This window comes from Ruegeria sp. CI8 (assembly GCF_056536865.1).
This window is the reverse complement of sequence record NZ_JBQFQL010000001.1, coordinates 1072615-1088034: the sequence shown is the minus strand read 5'-3', so window position 1 is coordinate 1088034 and position 15420 is coordinate 1072615. Positions and strand designations below refer to the sequence as shown.

Below are 15420 nucleotides of genomic sequence, written 5' to 3'. Positions count from 1 at the left end.
GACTGGCCTCTCGCCTACAGATAGTCCGCCCGTTGCAACCCGTACTTGGCCATTTTTTCATTCAAAGTCCGGCGCGGCAGGCAAAGTTCCTCCATCACCGAGGCGATGGACCCCTTGTGGCGCCGCATGGTGTTGTCGATCAGCATCCGTTCGAACGCCTCAACGTATTCCTTCAGCGGCTTGCCCTCGGTGGTCATCACCGGCTGCATCTCTTCGTGATCGGACATCAACAGCGACGCGATGGTGCCCGAGCCGCGCCGCGACTGCAGAACCGCGCGTTCGGCGATGTTGATCAACTGGCGCACATTGCCCGGCCATGGGGCCTGCAGCAGCTGCGCGGCCTCCTGGGCGCTGACTTGCGGTGCCTCACAGCCATATTCCTCGGCAAACTGCTCGCTCAGCCGGGTGAACAGGGTCAGGATATCCTCGCCGCGCTGCCGCAGCGGCGGCATGGTGATGCGCAGCGCCGCCAGACGATAGAACAGATCGGGCCGCAGCACGTCCTCGCTGGTCTTGCCCGCTTCCTGCAGGTTTGAGATCGCAACGATCCGGGTCTCGGCCGGCGTTCCCTGCTCGTTCATCACGCTCAGCAACCGCGCCTGCAGCGTGTCGCTCAGCGCCTCGATATCCTCCAGCACCAGAGTGCCGCCGCGGGCTTCCTCGATTGCGGGCAGTTGCGTGTCCTCGGGCATCATCGGGCCGAACAGCCGCTTGGCCAGCGCCTCTTCTTCCAGCGCGGCACACGAGACCAGAACGAATTTCTTGCCCGCCCGGCTGCCCACTGCATGCAAGGCGTGCGCCACCAGGGTCTTGCCGGTGCCGGTTTCGCCGTCGATCAGCACATGCCCGTCGGCCTGGCCCAGGTCGAGAATATCTTCACGCAGGCGCTCCATCACCGGGCTGGCGCCGATCAGCTTGTTCATGATCTGCGTGCCGCCCGACAGCTCGCGCCGCAGGGCGCGGTTGTCCAGCGTCAGACGCCGAGCGTTGCTGGCGCGTTTGGCCAGTTCCGACATCCGATCCGGGTTGAACGGCTTCTCCAGAAAGTCGAACGCCCCCACCCGCATCGCCTCGACGGCCATCGGCACGTCGCCGTGACCGGTAATCATGATCACCGGCAAGGTACTGTCGGCGCCCATCAGCTTCTTCAACAGCTGAATACCATCCATGCCGGGCATCTTGATGTCCGAGATCACGATCCCCGGGTAATCCGGCCCCAGAACCTTCAGCGCATCCTCGGCGCTTGCAAAGGTTTCGGTGTCATAGCCGGACAGCGCCAACCATTGGCTGATCGACTGGCGCATGTCCTGTTCATCATCCACGATGGCAATTTTCATGGCCTGTGCCATAGGTACGTCCTCGTTATTCTGCGGCCTCAAGGCCGTCATGTCCCAAAATGGGCAGTTGCATCTCGAATACCGCGCCGCCGTTCTGGCCGTTGCGCGCGGTCAGCCGTCCGCCATGGTCGTTCACGATCCCGGACGAGATGGCAAGACCCAAGCCGACCCCATCTCCGGGCCGCTTGGTGGTGTAGAACGGCTCGAACAGGTTCTCGATATCCTCGATCCCGTGGCCATTGTCGCGCACCGCCAGCACGGCGGTCTCGCCTGCGGCCAGAATGATCTCGACCTCCGGCTCTGCAACAGATTTGGTGGCGTCGAGCGCGTTTCGCAACAGGTTGACCATAACCTGTTCGATCCTCATCCGATCTCCCATCACGATCACCGGCTCTTCGGGCAGGATCTGGGTGATCTTGACCTGCCTCTGGCGCAGCTGCGGTTCCATCATCGACAGGGATGAGGCCAACGCCTCCCCAAGATTTACGGGTGAAAACGCGTCCGCGCCCTTTCGGGCATAAGACTTGAGCTGCCGCGTGATCGCGCCCATCCGCTCGATCAGACCGTCGATCCGACCAAAGCTGGCCAGCGCCTCTTCGGGGCGGTTTCGGCGCAGCAGTAGCCGCGCACCCGCCAGATAGGTCTTCATCGCCGCCAACGGCTGGTTCAACTCGTGACTGACGGCCGCCGACATCTCGCCCAAGGCTGCCAGCTTCGAGCTTTGGGCCAGCGTCTGTTCCGCCACTTCCAGCGTCTTTTCAACCCGTTCGCGTTCGGCGATTTCGCGCTGCAGCCTTGCGTTCAATGCGCGAAGCTCCGCCGACTCGCGTTGGAACAGCGCCATGCGGAACGTGGCCCTGCGGCTCAGTGCATAGAACGTCAGCGCAAGAAGAATCGCAAACCCCATGATCTCGAGCGCCAACACGCTGTTCACCTTTTCGCGGATCGAGGAATAGGTCGTGAACGAAGTCATCTTCCAACCGCGGAACGGGATGCGGGTCTCCATGCGCATCACGGCCTCGCCCGCGACATAGGCATCCGGCGGCAAGGCCGTCCAATCGGTAGTCGCCCGAATTGCGCGCTGGATGGCACCCTGCGGATGCTGCCGCAACAAAGCCTCAGTCTCGTTCAGGCCGCGCCACTGGGGTTCGGTCGACAGAATGATCGTTCCGGTGCTGTCGGTCACCATGACCGCGTCCGAGATCCCGGCCCAAGCGTTCTCGAACTTGCGCAGATCAACCTCGACCACGATCACGCCCAGAATTTCCGACCCGGCCTCGATCCTGCGGGAATAGAGAAAGCCATAACTGCCGGTCTCGCGCGCAATCTCGGAAAAGATCGTTGCGTTCGACCTGACGGCATTCACGAAATACGGGTCACTTCGATGGGACTCGCCCAGTCGATTGCGGTCTGTTGCGGCAACGACCCGACCATCCCGATCCAGCAGCATCAGCGACGCAGCTCCGATTTCTTCAACAAAGGACAGAAGCCGCTGCGTCGACAGGGAAAAATCGGCTGACTGCAAGGCCGAAATCAAGGTCGGGTCTCGGGCCAGCAATTGTGGAACGATGGCATTTCGACGCAATTCGCTCAGCAGGTTGCCGGAATAGAGCGCCAGACGCAGTTCAGCCCTGTTTCGGGTCGATTCCGTGAACCGATTGGTCAGCAGGCTGTTGGTGACCCAGACCGTCGCCGCAGCAGCAACCAGCAACACGAACACGGCCAGCCGCAGGCGCCACCCCAAAGGGGCACCGCGGCCAAATAGATTTGTCCAGCCTGATTGCGCGTCGGAACTCATGCACCGAAGCTACGCTTCCGCGCCCACGACCTCAAGTCACGCAGGTGTCAGCACACCCGACAATGCGCGGAAGAGCGCCACTCCGTCGGTGCCACCATGCGCCTCGTCCGCCGCCCGCTCGGGATGAGGCATCATCCCCAGCACGCGCCGGTTGTGCGACAGGATCCCGGCAATGTCCCCGCGCGAGCCGTTGGGGTTGTCAGTATAGCTGAAGGCGATCCGATCCTCATCCCGTAGGCGGGCAATGGTTTCGTCATCAGCGAAGTAGTTGCCATCGTGATGCGCGATCGGAATCTGAATCACGTCTCCGGCGTTGTAGCCCTGAGTAAAAGCGCTCTCGCTGGTCGCAACCTTCAGCCCAACGGTTCGACAGATGTATTTCAAGCCGGCATTGCGCAGCAACGCGCCCGGCAGGATGCCGGTCTCGGTCAGTATCTGGAACCCGTTGCAGATGCCGATGGCATAGCCGCCCCGTTCGGTGTGCTCGACCACCGCCTTGCAGATCGGAGACTGAGCAGCAATCGCACCGCAGCGCAGGTAATCGCCGTAAGAAAACCCGCCCGGCACGCCTACGATGTCCACGCCCTGCGGCAGTTGGGCATCCTTGTGCCAGACCATGTCGACCTGAAATCCGGCCTGCTCAAAGGCGACGGCAAGATCCCGGTCACAGTTGGACCCCGGAAAAACAACAACCGCTGCGCGCATGGGAAACCCTCCTTGGGGATGACGGTCAGAGAATTCAGACCAGTTCGATCTCGTAACGCTCGATGACCGTGTTGGCCAACAGCTTCTCGCACATTTCGGCCACATCGGCCTTGGTCGCGCCATCGGCCAGTTCCAGGTCAATCACCTTGCCCTGCCGGACTCCCTGCACCTTGTCGAACCCCAGTGCGCCCAATGCGTGGCGCACAGCCTCGCCTTGAGGGTCCAGAACCCCGTTCTTGAGCATTACGTGCACCCGTGCCTTCATCGTCGCAACTCCACCTGTGGCCCGCCGCGCCGGGGCCTGTTCCGTTGCGCGGGGGATAGCGCGACTGACCGCGCAGAACAAGCCTTTGTGATGCGGTCGAATGACCGCAGGCGCTTCATCTTGAGGAATTCAATTGCCTGGGCTGCCCGTCAGCCCGGGATAATGTGCATCAACCGCGTTGAAGATGCCGGTCAGAACCATTTCGACGGCCACGGCAACCAGCAGGATCGCCATGATCCGGGTCAGCACATTGATCATCGTCTCACCCACAAGACGCGAGATGCTGTCAGCAAACAACAGGCCGAGCCCGACGATGAAACAGGCGATCAGGATCGCCGAGCCAAGGGTCACAAGTTCGGCCCCATCCGACAGTTGATGCGAGAACACGATCGTCACGGCAATCGTGCCCGGGCCAATCGTCAACGGGATCGCCAGCGGAACAACGGCAAAGTTCAACTTGCGCGCGTGACCATCGACCACGGCCGCCTGATCGCCCGGCGCCCGGTCTTGCGCGTTCAGCATCGACATGCCGATCCCGAAGATAATCAGCCCGCCGGCCACGCGAAACGAGGGAACGTCGATCCCGAAGACAGCCAACACCTCTTCGCCAATAGCGACCGAGATCAGTGCGATCACTGTCACCGAGGCCATCACGATCATAGCTACCCTGCGCCGTTCGGCAGGTGTGCAGTCACGCGTCATGCTCAGGAAGATCGGGATGTTGTAGAGCGGGTTGAATATGGCCAGCACGGCCGCCAGAAACTTCAGGAAAACCGCTTGATCGAACAACGCGCTCATTCAGTGTGCCACCTTGGTTAGCGGACCGGCTTGGTCGGTCAACCCGAAGATGCGTGACGGGGGCCTGACCTGTCAAACCCGCAATGAAAAATGCGCCGCCCTGATTAGGAACAGCGCATCCTTGTTAGGCCCTGCCAGTCGGCGCGATCAGTTGATCAGGGTGGGCTTGCTCACGTTGCTTTTCGGCAGAACGCCCAGGCGACGGGCGACCTCGGAATAGGCATCGGTCAAGCTGCCCAGATCGCGACGGAACACGTCCTTGTCCAGTTTCTGACCTGTCTCGATGTCCCACAGGCGGCAGCTGTCCGGGCTGATCTCATCAGCGACGATCAGGCGCTGGAAGTCACCCTCGTAGACACGACCGATTTCGATCTTGAAGTCGACCAGACGGATACCCACAGCCAGCATCACGCCGCTCATGAAGTCGTTCACCCGCAGCGCCAGGCTGAGGATGTCATCCATGTCCTGCTGACTGGCCCAGCCGAAGGCGGCGATGTGCTCCTCGGTCACCAGTGGATCACCCAACGAGTCGTCCTTGTAGCAGTATTCCACGATCGGACGCGGCAACTGCGTGCCCTCGGCGATGCCCAGCCGTTTCGACAGCGACCCGGCAGCATAGTTGCGGACGATCACCTCCAGCGGGATGATCTCGCAGCTGCGAACCAGCTGTTCGCGCATGTTCAGGCGGCGGATGAAATGGGTCGGCACGCCGATCTGGTTCAGACCGGTCATGAAGAATTCGCTCAGGCGGTTGTTCAGAACACCCTTGCCGTCGATCACGTCTTTCTTTTCCGCGTTGAACGCGGTGGCGTCATCTTTGAAATACTGCACGATCGTGCCCGGTTCCGGGCCTTCGTACAGGATCTTGGCCTTGCCTTCGTAAATCTTCTTGCGACGCGCCATGTGCGACCTTTCCAGGCTGGGGCGAGGGAATGAGTCCCATCGCGTTGGCGCTCTCATAGTGCAAGCCCCCCTTTCCCGCAAGTTCATGCATCCGAGAGGCTTTGACGCAGCGCAAATACCTTGCACCCGGCTGCGCGTATGGTCATATCATCAGGAAACACACTTTTACTTGAAGAGGCCCAACACCCATGACCACGTTCGACGAACGCGAAAACGCCTTTGAAGCAAAATTCGCCCATGACGAAGAAATGCAGTTCAAGGCGCAAGCCCGTTGCAACAAGCTGCTGGGCCTGTGGGCTGCGGAAAAAATGGGCAAAAGCGGCGACGAGGCCGCCGAGTATGCAAAATCCGTCGTGATCGCCGATTTCGAAGAGGCCGGCCACGAGGACGTGGTGCGCAAGGTCGCCGCCGATCTGGGCGATCTGTCCAGCCCCGAGGAAATCCGCGCCAAGATGGCGGAACTGTTGCCAGAGGCCAAAGCTCAGGTGATGAGCGAAGCCAACTGAGGCATGCCGCCCACCTCATGATCTTCATGAGTATTATGAATTTGATTTGACGTCCCGGTCATGCGACACGGGGCGTCTAAATTTTTGGCCCTTGGGGCCACAACTCCGGACATCTCCAATGACTAACGCGCTGACCAGACTGCTGGAAACGAAGGACGCCATTCTTGCCGACGGCGCCACCGGAACGAACCTGTTCAACATGGGGCTGCAATCAGGCGACGCGCCCGAGCTGTGGAACACCGACCAGCCCGACAAGATCCGCGCCCTGTATCAAGGGTCGGTGGACGCAGGCAGCGACCTGTTCCTGACCAATACATTCGGCGGAACGGCGGCACGTCTGAAGCTGCACGACGCCCACACCCGCGTGGCCGAGTTAAACCGCATCGGCGCCGAACTGGCGCGTGAGGTGGCGGATGCCGCAGGACGCCCGGTGGTGGTTGCAGGATCGGTCGGCCCGACTGGGGAAATCATGGAACCAGTGGGCAGCCTGACCCATGCCGAGGCGGTAGAGATGTTCCATGAACAGGCCGAGGCGTTGAAAGCCGGCGGCGTCGACGTGCTGTGGCTTGAGACCATCAGCGCCCCCGAGGAATTCCGCGCGGCGGCCGAGGCTTTTGCCCTGGCCGACATGCCCTGGTGTGGCACCATGAGCTTTGACACCGCCGGTCGCACCATGATGGGTGTCACCTCGGCCGATCTGGCGCAGCTGGTCGAAACCCTGCCCAACCCGCCGATCGCCTTTGGCGCCAACTGCGGCACCGGCGCGTCCGACATCCTGCGCACGGTTCTGGGCTTTGTCGCACAGGGGACCGAACGCCCCCTGATCTCCAAGGGCAATGCGGGTATTCCGAAATATGTCGATGGCCACATCCACTATGACGGCACGCCCGAACTGATGGGCCGTTACGCCGCCATGGCGCGGGATTCAGGTGCGACCATCATCGGCGGTTGCTGCGGAACGATGCCAGCGCACCTGCGTGAAATGCGCAAGGCACTGGACACTGAACCCCGTGGCGCCCGTCCGTCGCTCGAGCAAATTACTGCAGTCCTTGGGCCTCTCTCGTCGGCCAGTGACGGAACCGGGGACGAGGCGATGCCCGAACGGCGCGCGCGTCGCCGCCGCCGGGCCTAATCCTCAGCGCCCTTCGAACCGAGGGGCGCGTTTTTCCAAAAATGCTACCACGCCTTCGGCGAAGTCACGGGTGCGCCCACATTCTCCCTGCAGGTGCGCCTCGGTCGCCAGTTGTTGCGGCAAGGTGTTTTCGTAGGTGCCTCTCATCGCCTTTTTGATCGCGGCAAAGCCCGCAGTCGGCCCTTTGGCCAGGTACTCGGCGCGCTTGCGCCAATGCGCGGCGAATTCATCGTCGTCAACCGCCTCGTAGATCATGCCCCATTGATCAGCCTGACGCGCAGAAATCTTGTCGGCGAACAGGGCCGCACCCATGGCTTTGGCCAGACCCATCTGGCGCGGCATGAACCACGTCCCGCCGGCGTCCGGCAAAAGCCCGATCCGGGCAAAGGCCTGCAGGAAATAGGCGCTTTCGGTCGCAATGACCACATCGGCACAAAGGGCAAGGTTGGCCCCTGCCCCCGCCGCGGGACCGTTCACGGCCGCGATCGTCGGCACCGGACAATCATGAACAGCTTCCAGCATCGGTTCATATTCGTCGCGCAGCGCGCGTTCCAAATCGATCTTGCCAGTGCTGGACGCATCGCCCAGATCCTGGCCGGAGCAAAAGGCCGGACCCGCGCCCGTCAGAACGATTGCACGCGCGTCATGAGCGGCTTTTTTCATCGCATGGGTAATCTCGGCGCGCATTTTTGTCGTAAGCGCGTTCATCTTGTCCGGCCGGTTCAGCGTGACCACAGCCAAACCGTCCGTGATGTCCAAAAGCACCGTTTCGTATTCCATGAAGTCCTCACATGCGCAGAATTTCCCGAACCCTGACGCAAATGCCGCGCAAGGGAAAGGCAAACCGCACGTCAGTCTTCAAGAATCCGGCGCAGGCGCTCTTTCTCGTCGTCGCTCAAACCGTCTACGGCGGAGGTCTCGTCAACCCGCGCACGACCGCGCAAGAAGTTCCACCCCAGACCCGCGGCAATCAACAGCATGGCCGGCCCTGCCAGCCACAACAGAAGGTTCGCCCCCGTGGTCGTGGGTTTGAGCAGCACGTATTCCCCGTAGCGGTCGACGATATAGGCAACCGCTTGTTCATCGGTGTCGCCCGCGACCAGCCGCTCGCGCAGCAAAATTCGCAGGTCACGGGCCAGTTCCGCGTTGCTTTCGTCGATGCTTTCGTTTCGACAGACCAGACAACGCAGGCCCGTACTGATGTCCCGCGCTCGGGCTTCGAGCGCGGGATCGTCCAGGACTTCATCCGGCTGGACCGCCATCAGCGGCGATGCCAGCAACAACAGCAAAACGATCAGACGTTTCATTCTGCTGGCACCCCGCCTGCCGGAGCCTTGCGCGCGCCTGCGGCCACCCGGAAGCGGCGGTCGGACAAGCTGAACAATCCGCCAAGAGCCATCAGAATGCAGCCTCCCCAAATCCAATTCGCAAGAGGTTTTATGTAAGTACGCATGACCCAGCCGCCATCGTCCTGCTGGTCCCCGATGACCACGTAGACATCACGCAGAAAACGGTAGTCAATCGCGGCCTCGGTCGTGGGCATGGCGGCCACCGGATAGGTCCGTTTTTCCGGGTTCAGCGTAGCAATCTCTCGACCATCTTTTTGAACCTGCACATCGGCCATGGTGGAGAAATAGTTCGGTCCCTCAACTTCGCGCACGCCGTCCAAAGTGAACGAGAAACCGCCCACGTCGAAGGTTTCCCCGATACGCGCAACACGGATGTCCTCGACCTCCCAGGCGGTCAGGCCGGCAATCGCAAAGATCGTGACCCCCAGACCGGTATGGGCGATCGCCTTGCCCCAATCCGCACCCGGCAGACGCATCAGACGCCGGAAGCCGCCGGTGCGGCCTGTACGGCTCCACAGATCGACCGCGGCGCCGAAGGTGATCCATGCGCCAAGGAACAAACCAACCGGCCCGAGCGCGCTGCGGCCCGTCTGCAGCACCCAAACCAGTACGGCCAGCGAAACGGCCAGAACAAACGCATAGCGCAGTTGCCATGCGACGCGGCCCAGCCTGCCGCGCTTCCACGGCAGCATCGAGCCCAGCGGCAATGCGATGCCCAGCACCACCATGAACGGCGTAAAGGCCGCATTGAAGAACGGTGCCCCGACCGAGAGCTTTCGGTCGAACATCATCTCGGCAACCATCGGCCACAGGGTCCCGAAGAACACGACAAAACTGCTGACAGCCAGCAGGATATTGTTCAGCACCAATGCGCTTTCACGGCTGACCATTCCGAACAGCCCCTTGGCCTCCATCGCCTGCGCCCTGGCGGCGAACAGGATCAGCGCTCCGCCGATGAACGCCACCAGAATGAACAGGATGAACACACCACGCTCAGGATCGTTTGCGAAGGCGTGAACCGACGTCAGAAGGCCCGAGCGCACGATGAAGGTGCCGATCAGAGAAAAGCCAAACGCAATGATCGCCAACAGAATGGTCCAGCTTTTCAAGGCTTCGCGCTTTTCGACCACGATGGCCGAGTGCAACAGGGCGGCGGCCAGGAGCCACGGCATGAAAGACGCGTTTTCCACAGGATCCCAGAACCAGAACCCGCCCCAACCCAGTTCGTAATAGGCCCACCAGGATCCCAACGCGATGCCGATGGTCAGGAATATCCACGCTGCCAGGGTCCACGGTCGAACCCAACGACCCCACGCCGCGTCCACCCGCCCCTCGATCAGGGCAGCGACGGCAAAGCTGAATGCCATGCTCAGGCCCACATATCCAAGGTACAGAAACGGCGGATGGAAAGCCAAACCGGGATCCTGCAGCAAGGGGTTTAGATCGCGGCCGTCAAACGGCGCCACGGGAAGCCTGTCAAACGGGTTCGAAGTAAACAGGATGAAGGCGTAGAACGCCACCCCGATTGCGGCCTGCATCGCCAAGACACGGGCCTTGAGCGTGGGTGGCAAACCCTGGCCGAAAAGCGCGGCCGTTGCGCCAAAAAGCGCCACGATCAGCACCCACAACAGCATCGAGCCTTCGTGGTTTCCCCAGGTTCCGCTGATCTTATACAGCATCGGCTTCAGGGAGTGGCTGTTTTCCACCACGATACGCAGCGAGAAATCCGAGGTCGCAAAGGCCCACACCAGCGCAGCGAAGGCAAATCCTGTCAGAAGGCATTGCGCAATAGCCGCGGGTTCCGAGAACAGCATCCATGACGGCCAGCGTTTTGCGGCGCCGATCAATGGCACGACTGTCTGAACTATGGCCACCATGAAGGCCAGGATGAGGGCGAAATGTCCAAGCTCGGTAATCATGGGCTCGGGTATAATCCCGCGCCCGGGCAAGCGCCAATCACTTTCGCCGCAATCAGGCGCACATAGTGTCGCGGGTCAGGCGCGCTGCAGACGCCGCCAGTCCTCTAGCGCCGGGTTATGATCGGGGATGATCACCTGGGCCGTCAGTTCCGCATCCGGCCCCGGATCGGCAGCCCCCGGATTGTCCGCTTGCATCTCGTGAAGAGCTTGCAAGTTGGCCATGACCTGTGGCGCCCGCATCATCGTAACTGAGATATCACGCTGAAGGTCTTGAACCTTCGCTTGGTGCCGCGCTCCGAAATAGAACGACACGATGACGCCCAGTAGCCACCACAGCGGCTCGGGCACCAGTGCAATTCCCTGCATCCGCGCCGCAAACCACAATGGATCGACCATCGCGGCCACGAACAGACCCAATGTCCCCAGCGCCAATGCAGGCCTTGGCAACCGATTCAAACCGTCCATGAAACGGTCAAACCCGCCTTTGCGGGGAACCTCGAATTCCGCGCCGAACTGGTTCATCGCCTGTCCGCGCAGCGCAACAGCGCGTTCTGCACCGGCCTCCGAGTTCTCGCGGAACACCTCGGCAGTTTCGCGCACCACGTTGCGCCCACCCCCGAACAAAAGATCAAAAACACCTGCGATCAGTCCCATGCGGCTATCCTTTGCTGAAACTCGGCGATGCTCAGGTGATAGGGCGGAGACAGAAACTCCTCGGCCCGGCGGATCCAACCCCCTTTCCCACCGTTTCGGCTGCGCACGTATTTGCGCAAGGCCGGACGTCGGTCAGCCAGCCGGAAATAGTAGTTCCTTCGGGCCACCCCATACGCGTCGCGCAACACCACCGGATCGGGTTTTGCGGCCTGATCGCACGCCCCAGCCGTTCGCGGCCCCAAAACGCCATCCACGGCAAGCGAAAATCCCATCTGCACCAAAAGACGCTGCAGGATGCGCACCGCCTGTCCGCCCGCATTCACGTACATATCGAACAGCGTCGGCTGCAGCGCGTCGGGCACCCGTGCCAGACCGGGCTTTTGAAAGTATTGCGTGATGAAAATCGCGACAGCCTGTTCCCGGTCAAGCGCCATCACATCGCGGCGATCGACAGTCCCGTCACGCGTCAGGTCAAGGCCCAACCGTCGCATCGTGTGGATTGTGACACCGTATTTCGTGGCCCCTCCCGGGTCATCCGGATCATCGACGAAGCCGCCCTCACGGGTTACGATCTCGTTGGCAATCTGCTGAACCGACTGCATGCTGCACCTCTGTGTTCCTATGCGGCCCACGGTCCGGTGAAATCCTTAAATCCATGAAACGACGAAGGGCGCTGCACGACCAGATCGCGCAACGCCCTTGAACACTCATTCAGGCAACCTACCGAAGGCTGTCCTGTTTCAGCTGTCTGCCGGCTCTTCGTAGACGCCCTGCTCCTTCAAGGCATCGATGACCTCTTTCGGCATATAGGTCTCGTCGTGTTTTGCCAGAATTTCAGTGGCTTGGAACACACCATCAACGTAGCTTCCGGTGCCGACCATCCCCTGACCCTCGGAAAACAGATCAGGCAAGACACCGGTGAAGGCCACCTTCACACTCTCACCCCCGTCGGTGACGGTGAACCGTACGGTTTCACCCTGCCCTCGTACGATCGAGCCTTCTTCGACCAAGCCACCGATGCGGAACACCTCGTTCGGCGCCGGCGGTTCGGCGATTACCTGGCTGGGCGAGCGGAAATAGTTGATCCCGTCTCGCATGGCATAACCGATCAAGCCCGTCGCCAGGGCCAAAGCCACAAAAGCCAACAGAATGATCTGTACACGACGACGTTTCTTCAGCGTCTTCATCTCGCCCTCATGGGAACAGTGGGGCCATCATAAGCCCGGTCGTTTCGGGTTCACCTAACATCAGGTTTGCGTTCTGCAAGGCCTGCCCACTGCTACCTTTTGTCAGGTTATCCAGCGCCGCAATCACGATGGCACGCCGTTCGATCCTGTCAGCAACAACGCCGATGTGGCAGTAGTTCGATCCGCGCACATGGTGGGTCGAAGGTGTGTCGCCAAAGGGCAGCATCTGAATGAAAGGCTCGTCTGAATAGGCTGCACACAGCGTTTCATAAACGCTCTGCGGATCACCCTTCACATACGAGGTCGCCAGAATACCCCGGTTCGCGGGGATCAGGTGCGGCGTAAACTGGATGTGAACCGCGCGGCCCGCCAGTTTCGAGAACTCCTGATCGAACTCGCCCAGATGCCGGTGGGTACCGCCGACGGCATAGGCGTTGGTGCCCTCGCTCAGTTCGGCGTGCAGAAGGTTCTCTTTCAGCGCGCGCCCCGCCCCTGAGACGGCGCATTTCAGATCAAGAATGATGTCATCCAGGTCGATAACACCAGCCGCGATCAACGGCCGCAGCACATACTGCCCCGTGGCAGCATTGCACCCGGTGCCAGCCACCAGCCGCGCGCCGCGGATGTCCTCACGATAGAACTCGGACAGTCCGTAGACAGCCTCATCCTGATGCGTGAGTGCGGCATGCGGATTGCCGTACCATTTCTCGTATTCATCGGGGTCGGCCAGCCGGAAATCCGCTGACAAATCAACGATTTTGAGGTCGGAGGGCAAATCCCGGATGACCTCCTGACTGGTCTTGTGCGGCAGCGCGCAAAAGCACAGGTCGATCTGGCCAAAGTCAATCTGCTCAATCTTGCACAGACGCGGCAAATCCAGATGGCGCAGATGCGGAAACACCTCGGCCATGGTCTGCCCGGCCTTGCGCTCGGCCGCCAGGGCGGTGATTTCCATGTTCGGGTGCTCGGCGATCAGCCGCACCAGTTCGGCACCGGTATAGCCCGAAGCGCCCAGGATTGCGATTTTGTGGGTCATGTCAGACCTCGTAGATTTATGTGACACGTCTGGCACCCGCCGACATGACAGGTACCAAATAAATTCATGACAGGGGCCGGTCCTTGACCTAAGTCAGGCGGCCTTGAAGGTGATCTGTCGTCGGAGAAATTGCGTTGCCCGGTCACTGACCTTCTGCGGATTGCCTGTGGTCAGGTAACCCGCCTCACCCCCGCCCAGCATATCCGGATGCCGCTGGAGATAATCCGCAAGGCTTTCGGCCACCAGGTCGCCTTGGCTGAACACTTGCACGTCCGGTCCCAACGCCGCCTGAAAGGCTTCGGCCATCAAGGGGTAATGGGTGCAGCCCAAGATCGCAGCCTGCGGTTGCGGCATCTTGCGCTTCAACGCGTCCACATGGCTCCGCACAAGGGCTTCGGCCAGGATCATGTCACCGTCCTCGATGGCATCGACCACGCCACCGCAGGCCTGCGCCTCAACATCGACGCCGATGGCGCGGAACGCCAGTTCACGCTGAAACGCGCGGCTTGCCACGGTTGCCGGCGTGGCAAACAGAGCCACATGTTTGACCGCCACTTCGCGCGGGGGGCTGTTGTCGCCCCACTGGCGCTCGGTCAGCGCCTCGATCAGCGGCACGAACACACCCAGCACGCGCTTGCCCTGCGGCACGCCCTCTTCCTGCATCCGCCGAAGCGCCGCGGCGCTGGCTGTGTTGCAGGCCAGAATCACCAGATCGCAGCCGCGCGACCACAGGTCCTGCACCGCGTTTCGGGTCAGGTTGTAGATATCCTCGGCGTCGCGCACGCCATACGGCGCGTGCGCGCTGTCCGCGTAATACAGGAAATCCACCTCCGGCAGACGTGTCTGCGCGGCGTTCAGGACGGTCAGCCCGCCCAATCCGGAATCAAAGATGCCTACTGCCATTTGCCCCTTCAGGCGCGATGCCGTTCCTCGAATTCATAGCCATAGTCATACGACTTCAGCGGCTTCGGAGACAGCTCATACGTGGCTTTGCGCAAGAAATCCATCATCTTGCGCGTATCGCCGGCCAATGGGTCCAGAACGTCGCGACCGATGGGCTGCCCCACGACCACATCCACTGGGGTATCGACACGCTTTTTGAACTCTTTGATCAGCAAACCCATGCGCAGCGTCACATGCAGATGGCTGGCGATCTGGAACAGGCGTGAGGTGTGCCCATCAAAGAACAAAGGCACCACGGCGGCATTTGACTTGGCTACCATCCGCGCGGTGAAACCGCGCCAGCCCGGGTCCATCGGGTGCGCGAAGGGTCGCGCCGCCGTGCTGACCGTGCCACCGGGAAAAATCCCGATTGCCCCACCCTGCCCCAGATAATCCAGGGCGGTTTTTCGGGTCTGCAGGTTCAGCCTCATCGCCTCTTTCGTCTGATCGAAAGAGATCGGCAAGATGATCCGGTTCAGATCCTCGGCCTTGTGGAACACATGATTGGCCAGAATACGGAAATCTCCGCGGGTTTGGGACAGCACATGCCCCATCATCAATCCATCCAGAATCCCGTAGGGGTGGTTGGCGATCAGGATCAGCGGGCCGTCCTTGGGGATGTTTGACAGCGCCCCACCCACCACGTTCAGGCTCAGCCCGTAGCGTTCGACCATGACCGACCAGAAATCGCGGCCATTGGCGACCTCGCGCTCGTAACCATCCGCGCGCCGGATCAGACGCAGCCGACCGGTCGTGTTCTCCATCAGTTTGATGACCATGCGCCCGCCCCGCGTTTCTGCAGAATGGGCGTAGGAAATGTCCCGAGCGACTTGGCGACGTGATTTCATCACGGGTCTCCGGCGTGGCCGTCATCGGACGGCGCGGACGG

At 61.2% G+C, this 15420-nt stretch carries 17 protein-coding genes; 2 read left to right on the top strand and 15 right to left on the bottom strand.

The features are described from left to right. Window positions 1-14: 14 nt before the first annotated feature. The 6 genes from ACR0DA_RS05300 to purC all read right to left on the bottom strand — a co-directional run bounded on the left by ACR0DA_RS05300 (window position 15) and on the right by purC (window position 5806). Window positions 15-1349: a sigma-54-dependent transcriptional regulator gene (locus ACR0DA_RS05300; protein ID WP_093961984.1), complete on the bottom strand. Its 1335-nt coding sequence runs from the start codon at window positions 1347-1349 to the stop codon at window positions 15-17. 13 nt (window positions 1350-1362) lie between these two features. After that, the gene (locus ACR0DA_RS05295) at window positions 1363-3135 is read right to left on the bottom strand and encodes a sensor histidine kinase (protein ID WP_093961983.1); all 1773 of its coding nucleotides are present in this window, start codon (window positions 3133-3135) and stop codon (window positions 1363-1365) included. A gap of 36 nt (window positions 3136-3171) precedes the next feature. Next, window positions 3172-3840 (bottom strand): phosphoribosylformylglycinamidine synthase subunit PurQ, encoded by a 669-nt coding sequence (gene purQ / locus ACR0DA_RS05290; protein WP_170368407.1) that lies wholly within the window; start codon window positions 3838-3840, stop codon window positions 3172-3174. Between the two features lie 34 nt (window positions 3841-3874). Then, window positions 3875-4105: a phosphoribosylformylglycinamidine synthase subunit PurS gene (gene purS, locus ACR0DA_RS05285; RefSeq protein WP_170339320.1), complete on the bottom strand. Its 231-nt coding sequence runs from the start codon at window positions 4103-4105 to the stop codon at window positions 3875-3877. 129 nt (window positions 4106-4234) lie between these two features. Then, window positions 4235-4903 carry a MarC family protein gene (locus ACR0DA_RS05280; RefSeq protein ID WP_170339322.1) on the bottom strand — a complete coding sequence of 223 codons (669 nt, stop codon included), beginning with the start codon at window positions 4901-4903 and terminating at the stop codon, window positions 4235-4237. Window positions 4904-5050: 147 nt separating this feature from the next. Next, entirely contained in the window at window positions 5051-5806 is a 756-nt protein-coding gene (purC, locus tag ACR0DA_RS05275; protein ID WP_170357710.1) for a phosphoribosylaminoimidazolesuccinocarboxamide synthase, read from the bottom strand. Window positions 5807-5994: 188 nt separating this feature from the next. Between purC and ACR0DA_RS05270 the strand changes: the two genes are divergently transcribed. Together ACR0DA_RS05270 and bmt are read left to right on the top strand one after the other, a co-directional pair. Next, a complete protein-coding gene (locus ACR0DA_RS05270) occupies window positions 5995-6312 on the top strand; it encodes a DUF1476 domain-containing protein (RefSeq protein ID WP_170357709.1) in 318 nt (105 codons plus the stop codon). 118 nt (window positions 6313-6430) lie between these two features. Continuing rightward, window positions 6431-7444, top strand: coding sequence for a betaine--homocysteine S-methyltransferase (bmt, locus tag ACR0DA_RS05265; RefSeq protein WP_480753203.1), 1014 nt, complete (start codon window positions 6431-6433; stop codon window positions 7442-7444). 3 nt (window positions 7445-7447) lie between these two features. Here the strand turns inward: bmt and ACR0DA_RS05260 are convergent, their stop codons facing one another. The 9 genes from ACR0DA_RS05260 to ACR0DA_RS05220 form a co-directional block, all read right to left on the bottom strand. Beyond that, window positions 7448-8224, bottom strand: a complete 777-nt coding sequence (locus tag ACR0DA_RS05260) for an enoyl-CoA hydratase-related protein (RefSeq protein ID WP_480753202.1) — start codon at window positions 8222-8224, stop codon at window positions 7448-7450. 71 nt (window positions 8225-8295) lie between these two features. Then, window positions 8296-8751: a cytochrome c-type biogenesis protein gene (locus tag ACR0DA_RS05255; RefSeq protein WP_480753201.1), complete on the bottom strand. Its 456-nt coding sequence runs from the start codon at window positions 8749-8751 to the stop codon at window positions 8296-8298. Next, entirely contained in the window at window positions 8748-10712 is a 1965-nt protein-coding gene (locus ACR0DA_RS05250; protein ID WP_170368527.1) for a heme lyase CcmF/NrfE family subunit, read from the bottom strand. The genes ACR0DA_RS05255 and ACR0DA_RS05250 overlap by 4 nt, the downstream gene beginning before the upstream one ends. Window positions 10713-10787: 75 nt before the next feature. Beyond that, the gene (locus tag ACR0DA_RS05245) at window positions 10788-11366 is read right to left on the bottom strand and encodes a holin family protein (RefSeq protein WP_480753199.1); all 579 of its coding nucleotides are present in this window, start codon (window positions 11364-11366) and stop codon (window positions 10788-10790) included. Continuing rightward, the gene (locus ACR0DA_RS05240; protein ID WP_480753198.1) at window positions 11357-11968 is read right to left on the bottom strand and encodes a holin-associated N-acetylmuramidase; all 612 of its coding nucleotides are present in this window, start codon (window positions 11966-11968) and stop codon (window positions 11357-11359) included. Before ACR0DA_RS05240 ends, ACR0DA_RS05245 begins: the two co-directional genes overlap by 10 nt. Window positions 11969-12106: 138 nt before the next feature. Beyond that, window positions 12107-12553, bottom strand: coding sequence for a cytochrome c maturation protein CcmE (ccmE, locus tag ACR0DA_RS05235; RefSeq protein ID WP_170338751.1), 447 nt, complete (start codon window positions 12551-12553; stop codon window positions 12107-12109). Between the two features lie 7 nt (window positions 12554-12560). Further along, entirely contained in the window at window positions 12561-13589 is a 1029-nt protein-coding gene (argC, locus tag ACR0DA_RS05230; RefSeq protein WP_480753196.1) for an N-acetyl-gamma-glutamyl-phosphate reductase, read from the bottom strand. 93 nt (window positions 13590-13682) lie between these two features. Beyond that, window positions 13683-14492, bottom strand: coding sequence for a glutamate racemase (locus ACR0DA_RS05225; protein WP_170357695.1), 810 nt, complete (start codon window positions 14490-14492; stop codon window positions 13683-13685). Between the two features lie 8 nt (window positions 14493-14500). Then, window positions 14501-15379: a lysophospholipid acyltransferase family protein gene (locus tag ACR0DA_RS05220; protein WP_170389992.1), complete on the bottom strand. Its 879-nt coding sequence runs from the start codon at window positions 15377-15379 to the stop codon at window positions 14501-14503. Between the last annotated feature and the right edge of the window lie 41 nt (window positions 15380-15420).

Coding starts and splice junctions, on each gene's coding strand:
- ACR0DA_RS05255 (WP_480753201.1), bottom strand. CDS start 8,751: ATGAAACGTCTGATCGTTTTGCTGTTGTTGCTGGCATCGCCGCTGATG.
- ccmE (WP_170338751.1), bottom strand. CDS start 12,553: ATGAAGACGCTGAAGAAACGTCGTCGTGTACAGATCATTCTGTTGGCT.
- purC (WP_170357710.1), bottom strand. CDS start 5,806: ATGGCGCGTCGCAAGAAGATTTACGAAGGCAAGGCCAAGATCCTGTAC.
- purQ (WP_170368407.1), bottom strand. CDS start 3,840: ATGCGCGCAGCGGTTGTTGTTTTTCCGGGGTCCAACTGTGACCGGGAT.
- argC (WP_480753196.1), bottom strand. CDS start 13,589: ATGACCCACAAAATCGCAATCCTGGGCGCTTCGGGCTATACCGGTGCC.
- bmt (WP_480753203.1), top strand. CDS start 6,431: ATGACTAACGCGCTGACCAGACTGCTGGAAACGAAGGACGCCATTCTT.
- ACR0DA_RS05295 (WP_093961983.1), bottom strand. CDS start 3,135: ATGAGTTCCGACGCGCAATCAGGCTGGACAAATCTATTTGGCCGCGGT.
- ACR0DA_RS05250 (WP_170368527.1), bottom strand. CDS start 10,712: ATGATTACCGAGCTTGGACATTTCGCCCTCATCCTGGCCTTCATGGTG.
- ACR0DA_RS05300 (WP_093961984.1), bottom strand. CDS start 1,349: ATGGCACAGGCCATGAAAATTGCCATCGTGGATGATGAACAGGACATG.
- ACR0DA_RS05270 (WP_170357709.1), top strand. CDS start 5,995: ATGACCACGTTCGACGAACGCGAAAACGCCTTTGAAGCAAAATTCGCC.
- ACR0DA_RS05225 (WP_170357695.1), bottom strand. CDS start 14,492: ATGGCAGTAGGCATCTTTGATTCCGGATTGGGCGGGCTGACCGTCCTG.
- ACR0DA_RS05220 (WP_170389992.1), bottom strand. CDS start 15,379: ATGAAATCACGTCGCCAAGTCGCTCGGGACATTTCCTACGCCCATTCT.
- purS (WP_170339320.1), bottom strand. CDS start 4,105: ATGAAGGCACGGGTGCACGTAATGCTCAAGAACGGGGTTCTGGACCCT.
- ACR0DA_RS05245 (WP_480753199.1), bottom strand. CDS start 11,366: ATGGGACTGATCGCAGGTGTTTTTGATCTTTTGTTCGGGGGTGGGCGC.
- ACR0DA_RS05260 (WP_480753202.1), bottom strand. CDS start 8,224: ATGGAATACGAAACGGTGCTTTTGGACATCACGGACGGTTTGGCTGTG.
- ACR0DA_RS05280 (WP_170339322.1), bottom strand. CDS start 4,903: ATGAGCGCGTTGTTCGATCAAGCGGTTTTCCTGAAGTTTCTGGCGGCC.
- ACR0DA_RS05240 (WP_480753198.1), bottom strand. CDS start 11,968: ATGCAGTCGGTTCAGCAGATTGCCAACGAGATCGTAACCCGTGAGGGC.